Annotated in this window: 15 protein-coding genes and 2 pseudogenes; 11 read left to right on the forward strand and 6 right to left on the reverse strand. The window is 68.1% G+C overall.

Features of this window, described 5'->3' with window-relative positions:
- Positions 1 to 3: 3 nt before the first annotated feature.
- From ACH4EW_RS22570 to ACH4EW_RS22600, 7 genes are all read left to right on the forward strand, one after another.
- Complete coding sequence (locus tag ACH4EW_RS22570; RefSeq protein ID WP_398259575.1) at positions 4 to 417, forward strand: roadblock/LC7 domain-containing protein; 414 nt, start codon at positions 4 to 6, stop codon at positions 415 to 417.
- Between the two features lie 132 nt (positions 418 to 549).
- Positions 550 to 957: a DUF742 domain-containing protein gene (locus tag ACH4EW_RS22575; protein WP_037689955.1), complete on the forward strand. Its 408-nt coding sequence runs from the start codon at positions 550 to 552 to the stop codon at positions 955 to 957.
- Positions 938 to 1,516 (forward strand): GTP-binding protein, encoded by a 579-nt coding sequence (locus tag ACH4EW_RS22580; RefSeq protein WP_398259531.1) that lies wholly within the window; start codon positions 938 to 940, stop codon positions 1,514 to 1,516. The genes ACH4EW_RS22575 and ACH4EW_RS22580 overlap by 20 nt, the downstream gene beginning before the upstream one ends.
- Positions 1,517 to 1,863: 347 nt before the next feature.
- On the forward strand, positions 1,864 to 5,085 hold the full coding sequence (locus tag ACH4EW_RS22585; protein ID WP_398259533.1) for a nitrate- and nitrite sensing domain-containing protein: 3,222 nt from the start codon (positions 1,864 to 1,866) through the stop codon (positions 5,083 to 5,085).
- A gap of 10 nt (positions 5,086 to 5,095) precedes the next feature.
- The gene (locus tag ACH4EW_RS22590) at positions 5,096 to 5,509 is read left to right on the forward strand and encodes a roadblock/LC7 domain-containing protein (RefSeq protein WP_398259535.1); all 414 of its coding nucleotides are present in this window, start codon (positions 5,096 to 5,098) and stop codon (positions 5,507 to 5,509) included.
- Between the two features lie 89 nt (positions 5,510 to 5,598).
- A complete protein-coding gene (locus ACH4EW_RS22595; RefSeq protein WP_398259537.1) occupies positions 5,599 to 6,213 on the forward strand; it encodes a DUF742 domain-containing protein in 615 nt (204 codons plus the stop codon).
- Positions 6,194 to 6,775 carry an ATP/GTP-binding protein gene (locus ACH4EW_RS22600; protein ID WP_014048542.1) on the forward strand — a complete coding sequence of 194 codons (582 nt, stop codon included), beginning with the start codon at positions 6,194 to 6,196 and terminating at the stop codon, positions 6,773 to 6,775. The genes ACH4EW_RS22595 and ACH4EW_RS22600 overlap by 20 nt, the downstream gene beginning before the upstream one ends.
- 166 nt (positions 6,776 to 6,941) lie before the next feature.
- Here ACH4EW_RS22600 and ACH4EW_RS22605 read toward each other — a convergent pair whose 3' ends face one another.
- From ACH4EW_RS22605 to ACH4EW_RS22620, 4 genes and pseudogenes are all read right to left on the reverse strand, one after another.
- The gene (locus tag ACH4EW_RS22605) at positions 6,942 to 7,145 is read right to left on the reverse strand and encodes an acyl-CoA carboxylase subunit epsilon (RefSeq protein ID WP_362203972.1); all 204 of its coding nucleotides are present in this window, start codon (positions 7,143 to 7,145) and stop codon (positions 6,942 to 6,944) included.
- A 65-nt stretch (positions 7,146 to 7,210) separates the two neighbouring features.
- Positions 7,211 to 8,794, reverse strand: coding sequence for an acyl-CoA carboxylase subunit beta (locus ACH4EW_RS22610; RefSeq protein ID WP_398259539.1), 1,584 nt, complete (start codon positions 8,792 to 8,794; stop codon positions 7,211 to 7,213).
- Positions 8,795 to 9,232: 438 nt separating this feature from the next.
- Positions 9,233 to 9,430: pseudogene (locus ACH4EW_RS22615) on the reverse strand (ATP-binding protein); the annotation flags it as partial.
- A 65-nt stretch (positions 9,431 to 9,495) separates the two neighbouring features.
- The gene (locus ACH4EW_RS22620) at positions 9,496 to 9,978 is read right to left on the reverse strand and encodes an ATP-binding protein (protein ID WP_398259541.1); all 483 of its coding nucleotides are present in this window, start codon (positions 9,976 to 9,978) and stop codon (positions 9,496 to 9,498) included.
- A 111-nt stretch (positions 9,979 to 10,089) separates the two neighbouring features.
- Here ACH4EW_RS22620 and ACH4EW_RS22625 point away from each other — a divergent pair, with 111 nt between their 5' ends.
- From ACH4EW_RS22625 to ACH4EW_RS22635, 3 genes are all read left to right on the forward strand, one after another.
- Entirely contained in the window at positions 10,090 to 10,758 is a 669-nt protein-coding gene (locus ACH4EW_RS22625) for a Scr1 family TA system antitoxin-like transcriptional regulator (RefSeq protein ID WP_398259543.1), read from the forward strand.
- Entirely contained in the window at positions 10,755 to 10,940 is a 186-nt protein-coding gene (locus ACH4EW_RS22630) for a hypothetical protein (protein ID WP_398259545.1), read from the forward strand. The genes ACH4EW_RS22625 and ACH4EW_RS22630 overlap by 4 nt, the downstream gene beginning before the upstream one ends.
- 74 nt (positions 10,941 to 11,014) lie before the next feature.
- Positions 11,015 to 11,269, forward strand: coding sequence for a winged helix-turn-helix domain-containing protein (locus ACH4EW_RS22635; RefSeq protein WP_398259547.1), 255 nt, complete (start codon positions 11,015 to 11,017; stop codon positions 11,267 to 11,269).
- Between the two features lie 196 nt (positions 11,270 to 11,465).
- Here the strand turns inward: ACH4EW_RS22635 and ACH4EW_RS22640 are convergent, their stop codons facing one another.
- Positions 11,466 to 12,335 carry an MBL fold metallo-hydrolase gene (locus ACH4EW_RS22640; RefSeq protein ID WP_398259549.1) on the reverse strand — a complete coding sequence of 290 codons (870 nt, stop codon included), beginning with the start codon at positions 12,333 to 12,335 and terminating at the stop codon, positions 11,466 to 11,468.
- Positions 12,336 to 12,525: 190 nt separating this feature from the next.
- Here ACH4EW_RS22640 and ACH4EW_RS22645 point away from each other — a divergent pair, with 190 nt between their 5' ends.
- Complete coding sequence (locus ACH4EW_RS22645) at positions 12,526 to 13,095, forward strand: DinB family protein (RefSeq protein WP_398259551.1); 570 nt, start codon at positions 12,526 to 12,528, stop codon at positions 13,093 to 13,095.
- Positions 13,096 to 13,332: 237 nt separating this feature from the next.
- Here ACH4EW_RS22645 and ACH4EW_RS22650 read toward each other — a convergent pair.
- Positions 13,333 to 14,463, reverse strand: a pseudogene (locus tag ACH4EW_RS22650) (RNA-guided endonuclease InsQ/TnpB family protein); the annotation flags it as partial.

A 14,463-nucleotide genomic window follows, 5' to 3' on the forward strand; every position in this document is an offset into this window, starting at 1 on the left:
CCGATGAGTCAGGCCGCGCAGAATCTGAACTGGTTGATCACCAACTTCGTGGAAAACACCCCCGGGGTGTCGCACACGGTGGTGGTCTCCGCCGACGGACTCCTGCTGGCCATGTCCGAAGGTTTCCCGCGCGACCGCGCGGACCAGCTGGCGGCCGTCGCCTCCGGTCTGACCTCGCTGACCGCGGGCGCCTCCCGGATCTTCGAAGGCGGCGCCGTCAGCCAGACCGTGGTGGAGATGGAACGCGGGTTCCTCTTCCTGATGTCCATTTCGGACGGCTCCTCGCTGGCCGTGCTGGCCCACCCGGACGCCGACATCGGTCTGGTCGGGTACGAAATGGCACTCCTGGTCGACCGTGCGGGCACCGTCCTCACCCCGGACCTCCGTGCCGAGCTCCAGGGCAGCCTGCTCCACTAGGCCGCCATGGATCGCTGACAGACCCGATTGCCCAGGTAACGCCCTCATCCCTCGCCCGTCCGGCCGCTCAGATCCCCCCACCGGCCCCTACAGACGGCAAGCCGACACCCTGCTGTCACGCCCGGAGGATTCATGACCCCGCCACCCGCCTCACCTGATCCGTACGGCGCACTGCACCACGCGTCGTACGACGGTGAAGGCGACCAGCCGCTGGTCCGTCCGTATGCCATGACCGGCGGCCGGACCCGGCCCCGCTACCAGCTCGCCATTGAGGCGTTGGTCTCCACCACGGCCGACCCCGCGCATCTGGCGACGCTGCTCCCCGAGCACCAGCGGATCTGCCACCTCTGCCGCGAGGTCAAGTCGGTGGCCGAGGTCTCGGCGCTGCTGTCGATGCCGCTCGGTGTGGCCCGGATTCTTGTCGCGGACCTGGCGGAAGCCGGCATGGTGGCCATCCACCAGCCGGGCAATGGAGAGGCCGGCGGCGCGCCGGATGTGACGCTGCTCGAAAGGGTTCTCAGTGGACTTCGCAAGCTCTAGCGGCGGTGCGGCCCGCTCCACCACCTCGGCGAAGATCGTGGTGGCAGGGGGCTTCGGCGTGGGCAAGACCACGTTCGTCGGTGCCGTTTCGGAGATCAACCCGCTGCGCACCGAAGCCGTGATGACGTCCGCGTCCGCGGGCATCGACGACTTGACGCACACCGGCGGCAAGACGACGACCGTCGCCATGGACTTCGGCCGTATCACCCTGGACCAGGACCTGATCCTGTACCTCTTCGGTACACCCGGACAGGACCGCTTCTGGTTCATGTGGGACGACCTGGTCCGCGGCGCCATCGGCGCCGTCGTCCTCGTCGACACCCGCCGCCTCGCCGACTGCTTCCCCGCAGTCGACTACTTCGAGAACAGCGGACTCCCCTTCGTCATCGCCCTCAACGGCTTCGACGGACACCAGCCCTACACCCCCGACGAGGTCCGCGAAGCACTCCAGATCGGACCCGACACCCCGATCATCACGACGGACGCGCGGCACCGTGCGGATGCCAAGAGCGGCCTCATCACGCTCGTGGAGCACGCTCTGATGGCGCGGCTGAAGTAGTGACAAACCTGTATTGATATACGGAAGTTACCGTGATCAAACGGGGGGTGGACTGTGTCCTTTGACACGATCCACCCCCGTGTTCATAACGTTTCGACAGAGAATTGCCTCGCGTTCAACACCCGATGCATACGATCGGTACCGCTGCGCTCACATGAGCCCCGCCTTTTGACGGGGCTCGCTCTTTATGCCCGTTTTATCCGAGGCCTGTACCACTCGGAATGGCTGGTTCCGACTGTTTGGAACGCGACCGGTCCGCATGCTGGAATTCGACGAACTCCCTAGTAGTACGGCCCTGTACAAAAACGGCACAACGTAGGTGCCGACGCCGAGAGGTTGTTGGTCGAGTGAGGCGTAGCAACGAGCGCTCCGCGGCGCAGCATGAGCGGGGCAACTTCACCCCGCCGCCGCGCGCCGCGGCGACGCCTGCCGGTGTGTCCGGGGCGGTGAGGTCCGGTGGCAGCAGCAGCCGGATGTCCCCGCGCAACTGGCGGGTGCCGACCCGGCTGAACGCGATCCTCCTGATTCCGGTGCTGGTCGGCCTGGTCATGGGCGGCTTCCAGGTGAAGGGGTCCGTCGACACCTGGCGAGAGGCTCAGGACGCCGAGAAGACCGCGCTGATCGTGCGTGCGGCTTCGGCGTACGGCCAGGCGCTCCTCAACGAGCGTGACCTCACCGCACAGCCCCTGTTGTCGAACAAGCGTGACGCCGCTGTCGTCAGCGAGGCCCGGGCCGCCACCGACGCGGCCGCGGCCGAGTTCGACGCGGCCGTGAAGGACCTGCCGAAGAAACAGGGCCTGGAGCGGCGTCTTGAGCTGTTCCGGCTGGAGGAGCCCAAGCTCCCCGACCTGCGCAAGGCCGCCTACACCGAGGCCATGGACCCGGTGAAGACGGAAGAGGGCTACGTCCAGGTGCAGCACTCCCTGATGGAGTTCTCCAATGAGCTGGGGCTGGGCACCGGCAACATCACCAGCTATGGCCGTACGGTCTACGCGATCGAGCTCGCCAAGGCTGCGGAGTCGCTTCAGCGCTCCATCGGTATGCATCTCCTGGTGCGTCCGAGTCAGGAGAGCGCCAAGTTCGACGCACAGGTCAAGGCTTTCGGCTCGTACAACTACATGGAGCAGATCGCCCTCGGTGAGTTCGTCTCCGGTGGTACGGAGGCCGACGCGGCCCGGCTGAAGGAGGTCATGGCCGCCAAGTCGGCCGATGGCGCGAAGAAGCTGAAGAAGGCCGAGGAGCAGGCCGACGCCGCGGGTGTCCCGTTCGTGGCGCCGCCCAGTGTCGACGGCTCGGTCTTCGACGGCATGGCCCAGCAGATCGCGCAGGGCAAGTCGCCCGAGAAGCTGGCTGCGAAGGGCATCACACCCGAGACCTGGATGGCGGCCGCCACCGCCAAGTTCGACGGCTACGCCACGATCGAGGACGAGCTCGTCGACAAGGCGGTGGCCGAGGCCGCGGACATCTCGTCCAGCGCCAAGAACGATGCCCTCATCAATGCCGCCGTCGTGATCGTCGCCCTGCTGGCCGCCTTCGTCCTGGCCGGGCTGATGGCCCGGCAGATGAGCCGCTCGATGCGCCAGCTGCGTACAGCCGCCTTCGGGATCGCCGAGCAGCGGCTGCCGATGCTGGTCGACCAGCTCTCCAGGACCGCCCCCGGCCGGGTCGACACCCGCGTCCAGCCGATCCCGATCGACAGCCATGACGAGATCGGTGAGGTGGCACGCGCCTTCGACCAGGTGCACCGCGAGGCGGTCCGGCTGGCGGCCGAGCAGGCCATGCTGCGGGGCAACGTCAACGCGATCTTCACCAACCTGTCGCGTCGCAACCAGTCGCTGATCGAGGGCCAGCTGACCCTCATCACCGACCTGGAGAACAACGAGGCCGACCCGGACCAGCTGGCGAGCCTCTTCCGGCTGGACCACCTGGCCACCCGTATGCGCCGCAATGGCGAGAACCTCCTCGTCCTCGCCGGCGAGGAGCCGGGCCGCCGCTGGAACCAGCCGGTCCCGCTGGTCGACGTGTTGCGGGCCGCCTCCTCCGAGGTGGAGTCGTACGAGCGCATCGAGCTCTCCGGGGTACCGGAGACCGAGATCCACGGCCAGTCCGTCACCGACCTCGTGCACCTGCTGGCCGAGCTGCTGGAGAACGCCACCACGTTCTCCTCGCCGCAGACCAAGGTGCGGGTCACGGCGACCCGGCTGCCCGACAGCCGCGTGATGATCGAGATCCACGACAAGGGCATCGGCCTCACCGCCGAGGACTTCGCCGACATCAACCACAAGCTGGCCAACCCGCCGATCGTGGACGCCTCGGTGTCCCAGCGGATGGGTCTGTTCGTGGTCGGCCGGCTCGCCGACCGGCACGGCATCCGGGTCCAGCTGCGCCCCTCGGGCGAGCAGGCCGGAACGACCTCGCTGGTCATGCTTCCGGATGCCATCACCCATGGTGGCGGTGGTGAATCGGCCGCCGCGCAGGACGACTTCACCGTCTCCTCGATCATTCCGCAGCAGCAGACCTTCGAACAGCAGCCGTCCCAGCCCCAGATGCGCACGGCGGCGGAACTCGGCTTCGACGACTCGCGCTACGAGCAACCGTCGGTGGACGCCTCACAGCTGGACCCGGTGGGCCGTTCACTGATGCGTGAGGAGCGCCGGGCCGCGCTGGAGGCGCAGACGGCCGGCGAGCGGCCGCAGTTCCCGCAGTTCCCGCAGTTCCCGCAGGAGGGGTACGCCGCGAACCGGCCCGCCGGGAACGAATACGCCGGCAACGGGTACGCCGAAGGCGAGTACGCCGAGAACGGGTACGCCCAGGAGCCGCAGCAGGGCCGGCAGCAGGAGCAGTACGAGCAGGCTTCGTACGAGGGCGGCTACGCCCCCTACCGCGGTGACGCGGGCTTTGCCGAGCAGCCCGACCACGCTCATCAGGGCGGTTATGCGGAGGCCGGGTATGCGGCCGGTGAGGTCCCGCAGCCGTCGCACGAGGAGCAGTTCACCCCGCAGCCCCACCAGGACGAGTGGCCGGATCAGAACGCCCACCAGGGCGCGTACGAGCCGCAGGCAGAGGCCGGAGCGGAATCTGCCCCGAGCACCCCCGCCGAGCCGCAGGAACGCGTAGGCTTCGACCGTCCGGGGCCCACCCCGAACTCCGGCCACGAGCTGACCGAAGCCGGTCTGCCGCGCCGGGGCGGTCAGCAGCACTGGCAGCCCACCGGCCGCGGGAACAACCGGACCGTCGCCGCGCAGCAACAGCCACCGCAGCGGCAGTCACCCGCGCAGCAGGACGGGAACGGCTCCGACGACTGGCGCTCGGCGAACGACGAGCGCTGGGAGCGGGCCGAGCAGCTCCGGGAGCCGAAGGCGGGCGGGATCACCTCGTCCGGACTTCCCCGGCGGGTACCCAAGGCCAATCTGGTCGAGGGCACGGCGGAGCAGAGCCTGCAGGACGGCCCTCAGGTCTCCCGCGCCCCCGAGGACATCCGCGGCAGGTTGAGCAACCTGCGGCGCGGCGTACTGCGGGGACGTAACGCGGGTTCGGACGCAAGTAATACCTACAACCAGGAGCGTTAGTGTGAGCCCGATGAGCCAGGCGGCGCAGAATCTCAACTGGTTGATCACCAACTTCGTGGAAAACACCCCCGGGGTGTCGCACACGGTGGTGGTCTCCGCCGACGGACTCCTGCTGGCCATGTCCGAAGGATTTCCGCGCGACCGCGCGGACCAGCTGGCGGCCGTCGCCTCCGGTCTGACCTCGCTGACCGCGGGCGCCTCCCGGATCTTCGAAGGCGGCGCCGTGAATCAGACGGTTGTTGAGATGGAGCGGGGGTTCCTCTTCATCATGTCCATCTCCGATGGCTCTTCGCTGGCCGTTCTCGCGCATCCGGACGCTGACATCGGTCTGGTTGGGTACGAAATGGCCCTTCTTGTCGATCGTGCGGGCAGCGTCCTCACCCCGGACCTCCGCGCCGAACTTCAGGGAAGTCTTCTTAACTAGTAACCAGACAGTGCGTTTCGCGCCACCGAGCCATAAGGTGCGGTGGCGCGGACCCACTGGGATCGGGACCGGCAGGCGGAGGAGGAATCGTGGCAACACCCCCAGGCGGACACCGGTACGACGGTGGCCAGAACGTGCCGGGTGAGCACGGGGACAATCGTTTCAACTTCCCCTCCACACCCAGCAGGCAGGGCACACAGCAGCCGTATCAGCCGTATCAGCAGCCGCCGCAGGGCGCCCAGCAGAGTCCCGGGTGGCCTCCGCAGCGGCCGCACCGCTACGACTCGCCCCAGTCGCCCCGCATTCAGCCTGTGCAGCCGCGGCAGGCCCCCGATCCGGCCCCACCGGCCCCACCGGCCGCGCACAATCCGCTGGTCCGTCCGTACGCCATGACCGGCGGCCGGACCCGACCGCGCTACCAACTCGCCATTGAGGCGTTGGTCAGTACCACGGCCGATCCGTCCCGGCTGCAAGGGCAGTTGCCCGAGCACCAGCGGATCTGCCGGCTGTGCTTCGAGATCAAGTCAATCGCCGAGATTTCGGCACTGCTCTCGATCCCGCTCGGCGTTGCCCGGATCCTCGTAGCCGACCTGGCAGAGGCCGGACTCGTCGCTATCCATCAGCCCGGCGGCGACGAGTCCGCCGGCGGCCAGCCAGATGTGACACTGCTCGAAAGGGTGCTCAGTGGACTTCGCAAGCTCTAGCGGCGGAGCAGCCCGCTCCACTACCTCGGCGAAGATCGTGGTGGCAGGGGGCTTCGGCGTGGGTAAGACCACGTTCGTCGGTGCCGTTTCGGAGATCAATCCGCTGCGCACCGAAGCCGTGATGACGTCCGCGTCCGCGGGCATCGACGATCTGACGCACACCGGGGACAAGACCACCACGACGGTGGCCATGGACTTCGGCCGCATCACCCTGGACCAGGACCTGATCCTGTACCTCTTCGGTACACCCGGACAGGACCGCTTCTGGTTCATGTGGGACGACCTGGTCCGCGGCGCCATCGGCGCCGTCGTCCTCGTCGACACCCGCCGCCTCGCCGACTGCTTCCCCGCAGTCGACTACTTCGAGAACAGCGGACTCCCCTTCGTCATCGCCCTCAACGGCTTCGACGGACACCAGCCCTACACCCCCGACGAGGTCCGCGAAGCACTCCAGATCGGACCCGACACCCCGATTCTCACAACGGACGCGCGGCACCGTGCGGATGCCAAGAGTGCGCTGATCACGCTTGTGGAGCATGCGCTGATGGCGCGGTTGCGGTAACGACCGCGCCGGGTCGTCCGGTAGCCGTCCTGTTCTCGTACGCCGGGCGGGCTCGATCTTCGAGCCCGCCCGGCGTACGAGAACGGAGCGTGGCCGGAAGTCGCGCAATACGTGAGGCCCCCGCACTCCTTCGGGAGTGCGGGGGCCTCACGTGTGAGAGCCTCTGTCAGCCCTGCCAGGAGTGCGGGGCGCGGAAGCCCGGGGTGCGCTCCAGGCGGCGCCACCCTGCGGTGCTGCGGCCACGGTGGGCTGGGGTCGCTGCGGGCTGGGCGGCGGCGCGGGCGAGCAGGACCGCGGTTATGGCGGCCAGCTCTTCGGGGTCGGCAAGACCCTTCTCGACACGCAGCACGGACTCGGTGGCAGTGCTCATGGGTGATTTCTCCGTCTTCTCGGCAGGTCTTCGCGGGCTCGGCAGGTTTGCTGCGCAGCTGCGGACTACTGCGGGGGGTTGCCGTGCTTGCGGGACGGCAGGTCGGCGTGCTTCGAGCGGAGCATGGCGAGCGAGGCGATCAGCACCGCGCGGGTCTCGGCAGGATCGATGACGTCGTCGACCAGGCCGCGCTCGGCGGCGTAGTACGGGTGCATCAGTTCGGCCTTGTACTCCTTGACCATGCGGGTCCGCATGGCTTCCGGGTCCTCGGCATCGGCGATCTGCCGACGGAAGATGACGTTGGCGGCACCTTCGGCGCCCATTACCGCGATCTCGTTGGTCGGCCAGGCGTAGGTCAGATCCGCCCCGATGGACTGGCTGTCCATCACGATGTACGCACCGCCGTACGCCTTGCGCAGGATCAACGAGATCCTCGGCACAGTGGCGTTGCAGTACGCGTAGAGGAGCTTCGCACCGTGCCGAATAATTCCACCGTGCTCCTGATCCACCCCGGGCAGAAAGCCGGGTACGTCCAAAAGAGTGACGATGGGGATGTTGAATGCATCGCACATCTGGACGAACCGGGCCGCCTTCTCCGACGCCTCGATGTCCAGGACACCGGCGAGGGACTGCGGCTGGTTGGCGACGATGCCGACGACCTGGCCGTCCAGACGGGCCAGGGCGCAGATGATGTTGCGGGCCCAGCGCTCGTGGATCTCCAGGTAGTCGCCGTCGTCGACGAGCTCCTCGATGACCTTGTGCATGTCGTACGGGCGGTTGCCGTCGGCCGGCACCAGGTCCAGCAGGACGTCGCCGCGCCGGTCGGCCGGGTCGTCGCTCGCCACGATGGGCGGGTTCTCCCGGTTGTTGGACGGCAGCATCCCGATGAGGTAGCGGACCTCGGCGATGCAGGTCTCCTCGTCGTCGTACGCGAAGTGCGCGACACCCGAGGTCTCGGCGTGCACATCGGCGCCGCCGAGGCCGTTCTGGCTGATCTCCTCACCGGTGACCGCCTTCACGACGTCCGGTCCGGTGATGAACATCTGGGAGGTCTCGCGGACCATGAACACGAAGTCGGTCAGCGCCGGGCTGTAGGCCGCGCCGCCCGCGCACGGGCCGAGCATCACGCTGATCTGCGGGATGACACCCGAGGCCCGCGTGTTGCGCTGGAAGATGCCGCCGTACCCGGCCAGCGCCGAGACGCCCTCCTGGATACGGGCCCCCGCGCCGTCGTTCAACGACACCAGCGGCGCACCCGCCGAGATGGCCATGTCCATGATCTTGTGGATCTTGGTGGCGTGAGCCTCGCCCAGCGCGCCGCCGAAGATCCGGAAGTCGTGTGCATAGACGAAGACCGTGCGGCCGTCGACCGTGCCCCAGCCGGTGATGACACCGTCGGTGTAGGGCTTCTTCTGCTCCAGGCCGAAGCCGGTCGCCCGGTGCCGGCGAAGCTGCTCGACCTCCTTGAACGAACCCGGGTCGACCAGCAGCTCGATGCGCTCACGCGCCGTCAGCTTGCCCTTGGCGTGCTGCGCCTCGGTCGCGCGGTCACTCGGTCCGCGCCGGGCCTGCTCACGCAGCGCCAGCAGTTCGGCCACACGGCCACGGGTGTCACTCGGCTCGCCCGGAGTTTCGTCCACAACGGTCATGCATCGACCCTACGAAGCCGGACAAGTAAATCCTGCCGTCGACTCCGTACAGTCTCCCGACCTGTTTCCTGGCGGAGCCGGACAGAAGCTTGGCGGCACGCAGGCGAAGTGCCAGCTCTTACGGCTCCGTCTTTGTTTGGATCCAACAAAGGGTGATTGTGGTCTGCTGCACATTCGTGTCAGCCTCGGAGTGTGGTCCGGTCGGGGGGGTCCAGACCCTTGCGGACGGCTTCCGGCCGGTCCCTTACCGCTCCCGCGGTCACCGGGGCGGGGCGGGGCGCACGGCGGAATGCCGCGAGAATACCGTTTCTGACCGGTGCGCATGAGTGAGTCCTGGACCCACTGCTTCGCGCAGGGTGCGCAGGTCGGCGCCGCCGGGGAAGAGCGAAGCGCGGAGCAGCAGCTGTCGACTGCCACGGCTCGGCATGGCCGACGCTCCCCGAACCAGCGCAGCGACTCCGCCTCCGTCGCCTCGTAGGCACAGAAGTAGAAGCCGCCCGCAGCCCGGGCGAGCGAGTCGAGGAGGAACGACTTTCCCTGCCGCCACCGCCCCGACACAACGCCGAGAGTCGCCTCGGGGCCGGGATCGGCGGCGAACGCGGTGAGCTCGCTCCACTCCCGGTCCCGGGCGAACATGTCGGACGGCTTGGCGAGATTGCGGGGTTTCCCAGCCATGAGGAGCGACCACCTTCGTGCGCGAATTAAGAAATCACACTTCCCAGAAGTACGTTTCCGTTATCGATTGCGGCCGGCTCGGGACACGGGCCCGGTCCGCGCATCGCGAACTCGCACCACACCACCTTGCCGGGGTTCCGCTCCCCCACTCCCCACTTGTCCGCGAGTGCCGCCACCAGCAGCAGTCCCCGCCCGCTCTCCGCATCGGGCGTCGCACCCGAATCGGAGGGGCGCACCTCCCCGTCGCCGCTGTCGTGGACCTCTACACGCAGTACGCCGTCAGCCGGCTCCAGGTAGAGGTGGAGGCGGAATCCGCGACCGGGCGGGACGCCGTGCCGCAGGGCATTGGTGGCGAGTTCGCTCACGCAGAGCAGCACGTCGTCGGCGCGGGCGTCGCATGCCCAGTCGACCAGAGCCTCGCGCACGAACCTCCGTACGAGCGGCACGGAACGGCGTTCGCGACGGTAGAACGCCTCGCAGAAATGGGGGAGTTGAGTTGGTTCGTTCACGCAGCCAACGTCACACAAAGTCACTACCGTTGATCAGCGCGTCGAGTCGTACAACGCACTTGTACGGCTCCCGACGGGTCATCCGGGTTTCGCGACGGGGAGAGGCAGTTCATGCACTCGGCAAAGAGGAACAAGCGGATCACGTCCTGGCACCTGATCGGCGCCCAGTTGGCGACGTTCCGCAAAGCGGCACGGATGACACAGACGGCGCTGGCTGATCAGTGCTGCGTGGGCGAGGACACGATCGCATCGATCGAACAGGGGCGCAGGCCCCTACAGGCCGATTTCGCGGCACAGCTCGACGAATTGCTCGGCACGAAAGGGGTGTTGCAGGTCGCGGTGTCGAAGGTGCCGAAGAAGGAGCGGTTCCCTGCGTTCGTACAGGACTTCGTGAAGTACGAGCGGGAGGCGGTGACGCTGCTCTGGTACGAGAACCAGGTGGTGCCAGGGCTGCTTCAGACCGAGGAGTACATCCGGTTCGTCTTCTCCTGCCTCTATCCACCCCTAGAAGTGGACGAACAAGAGGAATGGGTGGCCGGTCGGCTCGACCGACAGAGGCTCCTCGAACGTAAGCCGCGAAGGGGATTACGCGGATCGAGGCGACCGCACGGGTGCGAAGTCGTTGGTACGTCAGCTACCTGTGTCTGTTCGCCGTCTGGCAACTGGTCCTGGTACCTGCCGTGCTGCTGTGGCACGGGCCGGCGATGGCACTGGTCAGCGCGTTTGCGAATGCCTTCGTGGTCATGGGGCTGTCTCTGTTCGCCACGCGACAGCCTGTGATTCCGCACGGATACGGCGGCCTGCACCTCAAAGTGATCGGCGCCTGGGCGGCTGCCTACGTCTTGACCCTCCTGCTCGGCTTTACGGTCTTCGTGGACAGTGTCGCTTTCGCGGCCGTGGCCGCTCTCGCATGCGCGCTGCCGGCCTCCGCGGCAGCCCGGCGGGAAGCGCGCGCCGTATGATGCCGGAAACCTCGGTCGGCGCGGGACAGGGCCCTCACCCGCGACACGCACTCGCCCCTCTTCTGGCCTCGGCTGTGCGTCTGTCGATCGTCGCAGCTCTCGCCGCTGTGGAGAAGGCGGAGTTCGCCTACGTGCGGGATCTCGTGGAGATCACCGACTCCGCCTTGTCGAAACAGGTCTCGCGCCTGGAGCAAGCGGGCTGGGTGACAGTCGAGAAGGGGCAGGTCGGACGCCGGCCGCGGACCTGGCTGCGTCTGACCGAGGACGGAGCACATGCTTACCGGCGCCACCTCGCCGCGCTCACGGCAATCGCGGGCCCACTGCACTGAAGTGACATGGGCAGGGGCGAACGGCTGGTCACACGGGTGACCAGCCGTTCTCAGCCGGCTCGTCGGTTTCTCCTCGGTGTCGCCCGGATGCCTCCTATGATCGCCGTCGCCGAACGTGTCCTTGAACGGATGAGCGAGCAGCTCGCCGACGAACGCGCCTCGGCCGCGCCGTCGGCCGGTGCGTGACGGCGCCTCCTCACCAGCGGACGGCCGTGAAGTCGATCGGCTGGGGTCGCAGCAGTCCCGCGCGCTGTGCCAGTGCGCGCAGTCGCCGGGACATCTCGTCTGCGTCCAGACGGTGCCGGTCGCCGTGGCCGGGCAGCACCCACTCGAACCGCAGCTGTCCCGCCGTCCTCGCCAGGGAGGCGGCCAACTCCTCGATGGAGTACCAGGTCACGCTCTCCACGACTTCGAGATCAGCGGTCGTCCGCGACCAGTAGAAGCTGTCGCCGCTGAAGCAGTACCGGCCGTCCGCGAGGTAGAGCACGCTGCCCCGGGTGTGGCCGGGCAGCGGATGAGCGGTGACGCCCTCGCCGATCTCCACGGGGTCGAGCCCCCGGATCACCCGGTCCGCGTCCGGTGCCGCGTCGAGGTCGCCTTCGTGAATCCACAGCCGGGCGCCGAAGTGGTCGGCATAGCGGCGCCCGTGCGCGGCGTGATCGCGGTGGGTGAGCAGCACATCGGTGACGGCACCCGACGCCGCGTACCGGTCGGCGAGCCCGGGACTCCAACGCGGGGTGTCGATCATCATGACCGTGCCGGAGGGGCGCCGGAGCAGGTAGGAGTTGGCGCCGGCGGTGCGCCGGGAGTTGTGCCCGCATACCAGTACACCGTCGTCCAGCGCCATCGGGAACGGGTCGAGCGCCGGGTCCGGCTGCCCCGACGCGAGGCGGATCGAGCGGGTGTGGCAGGCGAAGACGGCGGCGTGTAAGCGCCGGTTCTCCGCGTCATCGCCCGGCTGCCGCAGAATCCGCGACGCCCCTTCCTCCTCGACGATCAGCTCGGGCGCGAACTGTCGGGCCACGTCGCAGTTGGTACAGCGGTCGTCCACGTACCAGTCGGTCATGGCAGGGCTCCTTCCACCTCCACGGAAACGACCCCGTCCAGGGCCGCCGTTCCAGGGATAACCCACGCGCGACCGGAACCGGTAGGCCCACCGGCACTTCGTGCGACCACGGTGCGCGCGTGGGCTCCGTCGTTGCCGTGGCTCCTGAGAACGCAAAAACAGTGGCGGACTCGGGTCGTTGGGGACGAGCATGGGGCGTATGAGTGATCAACCCGCACGATGGAGCCAGGCGACCGTCTACCCCGATATGTGGGCCGACCCGGACAACGATCCCCGCAACAACAACGGAACCAGTCCGGACGGCGAGCTCGCGACGCTGGAAGACTTCCTGTCGGGGTACCGCTTGACCCTGCGGATGAAGTGCGAGGGCCTGGACGCGGAGCAGTTGGCCCGGCGGTCGGTTCCGCCGTCGACGATGTCGCTGCTCGGTCTGCTCCGTCACCTCGCCAGGGCGGAACGGGACTGGCGCAACTGGATCAGCGATGGCGATCCGCTCCCGAAGCTGTACGGCGTGCGTGACGCGGACTTCGACGGAGCCGTCGCCGATCAGGCCCTGGTCGACGCCGCGTACGCCGATCTGGAGCGTGAGCAGGCCGCGACCGACGCCGCGCTGGCCGAGCACCCGGATCTGAGCGAGCGTCTGGGGAAGGACAAGATCGCGGTCCGGGAGTTGCTGGTGCATCGGGTCGAGGAATACGCCCGTCACTGCGGGCACGCCGACCTGTTGCGCGAGTGCGTCGACGGAAGGGTGGGCCAGTGACGAGGGCGAGCGTGAGGGCCTGAGCCCGGGTCGGGGCGGCCCGCGGTGCCGAGGTCGTAGCCAGTGCCCCACATTCGGGCGGCGGCGGGCCTGCGGAGTGCTTTCAGGGGCCGGAGCCATCGGTCACCGCGTCCGTCACGGGCTGCGGCTGCGGCTGCGGCTGCGGCTGCGGCTGCGGAGAACCGTGATGTGGTGACTCCACCCACGACTGAAGTCGCGGGCTTCCTGTGTCGGTGGCTAAGCCACGTCGCAGAGGACCAGCCCGGCCCTGTTGATGACGTTCACTGCCCCGACGTGGTCCGCGTTGGCGGTGAAGCCGCACGCGGTGCACGTGAAGTCGGCTTGGGTGGTGCGGTTCTCCTTCGCGACGTGCCCGCAGCCGGGGCAGGTGCGGGAGGTGTTGCGGGCGTCCACCGGGATCACGCGGCGAGCGGCACTTTCAGCCTTCTGCGCCAGGATTTCCAGGAACAGCCCCCAACCCGCGTCGAGGATGCTGCGGTTGAGTCCGGCCTTCGCGGCGGCCCCGTTCGGCAGGAAACCGCCGGGCCGCTCGGGGTCGGGCTTGGGCGCCGGGCTTCTGGTCATCCCGGCAGTGTTCAGCTTCTCGTGGGCGATCACGTCGTGATCGCGAATCAGCTCGTTCGCCCGCTTGTGGTGGTGGTCGAGCCGCTGACGCCGGATCTTCGCGTGGATCTTGGCGACCTTGCGGGCTGCGGCGCGGTGCTTCTTCGTGCGGCGCCGGGCGCGTTTGGGGAACGTCGCAAGGTGCTGCTGAGCTGCGGCCAACTCCTCGGCCATCGCGGCAAGGAAGCGCGGGTTCTCGACGTGCTCACCGTTGGACGTGGTGAGGAAGTGCGTGACGCCCATGTCGATACCGACGACCGAGCCGGTCGCGGGCAGCGGCTCGACGGGAACCTCGTCGCAGGCCAGGACGACGTACCAGCGCTGGCCTTCCCGCTTGATGCTGATCGTCTTCACGCGCCCGCGCACGGACCGGTGCTGGTGCACCCGGACATGCCCGACGCCTTGCAGGCGTACCCGGGTCTGCCGGTCGTCGGGGGTGGAGTCCCAGCGGCACCCGTCCCCGTCCTTGGGGAAGGTCACCGTGTCGAAGTGCCCGACGCCCTTGAAGCGCGGGTAGCCCGGGGTCTGACCTGCCTTCACGCGCTTGAAGAAGGCCTGGAATGCCTTGTCCAGGCGCCGCAGGGTGGCCTGCTGGGAGCTGAACGACCAGCGGCCCTGACGCTCCGGATCGAAGGCGCGGATCTCCTTAGCGGATCTCCTTGAGCTGCGCGGACTGGTCCCCGTACTTGACGCTCGTCTTCGAGGCGTGCCGGTAGGCGTCACGGCGTTCCTGCAGGGCCCCGT

Source organism: Streptomyces sp. NPDC018000 (genome assembly GCF_044328025.1).
In the GTDB taxonomy this organism is placed as follows: domain Bacteria; phylum Actinomycetota; class Actinomycetes; order Streptomycetales; family Streptomycetaceae; genus Streptomyces.

Coding starts and splice junctions, on each gene's coding strand:
- ACH4EW_RS22575 (WP_037689955.1), top strand. CDS start 550: ATGACCCCGCCACCCGCCTCACCTGATCCGTACGGCGCACTGCACCAC.
- ACH4EW_RS22625 (WP_398259543.1), top strand. CDS start 10,090: ATGCACTCGGCAAAGAGGAACAAGCGGATCACGTCCTGGCACCTGATC.
- ACH4EW_RS22590 (WP_398259535.1), top strand. CDS start 5,096: ATGAGCCAGGCGGCGCAGAATCTCAACTGGTTGATCACCAACTTCGTG.
- ACH4EW_RS22570 (WP_398259575.1), top strand. CDS start 4: ATGAGTCAGGCCGCGCAGAATCTGAACTGGTTGATCACCAACTTCGTG.
- ACH4EW_RS22645 (WP_398259551.1), top strand. CDS start 12,526: ATGGGGCGTATGAGTGATCAACCCGCACGATGGAGCCAGGCGACCGTC.
- ACH4EW_RS22605 (WP_362203972.1), bottom strand. CDS start 7,145: ATGAGCACTGCCACCGAGTCCGTGCTGCGTGTCGAGAAGGGTCTTGCC.
- ACH4EW_RS22640 (WP_398259549.1), bottom strand. CDS start 12,335: ATGACCGACTGGTACGTGGACGACCGCTGTACCAACTGCGACGTGGCC.
- ACH4EW_RS22610 (WP_398259539.1), bottom strand. CDS start 8,794: ATGACCGTTGTGGACGAAACTCCGGGCGAGCCGAGTGACACCCGTGGC.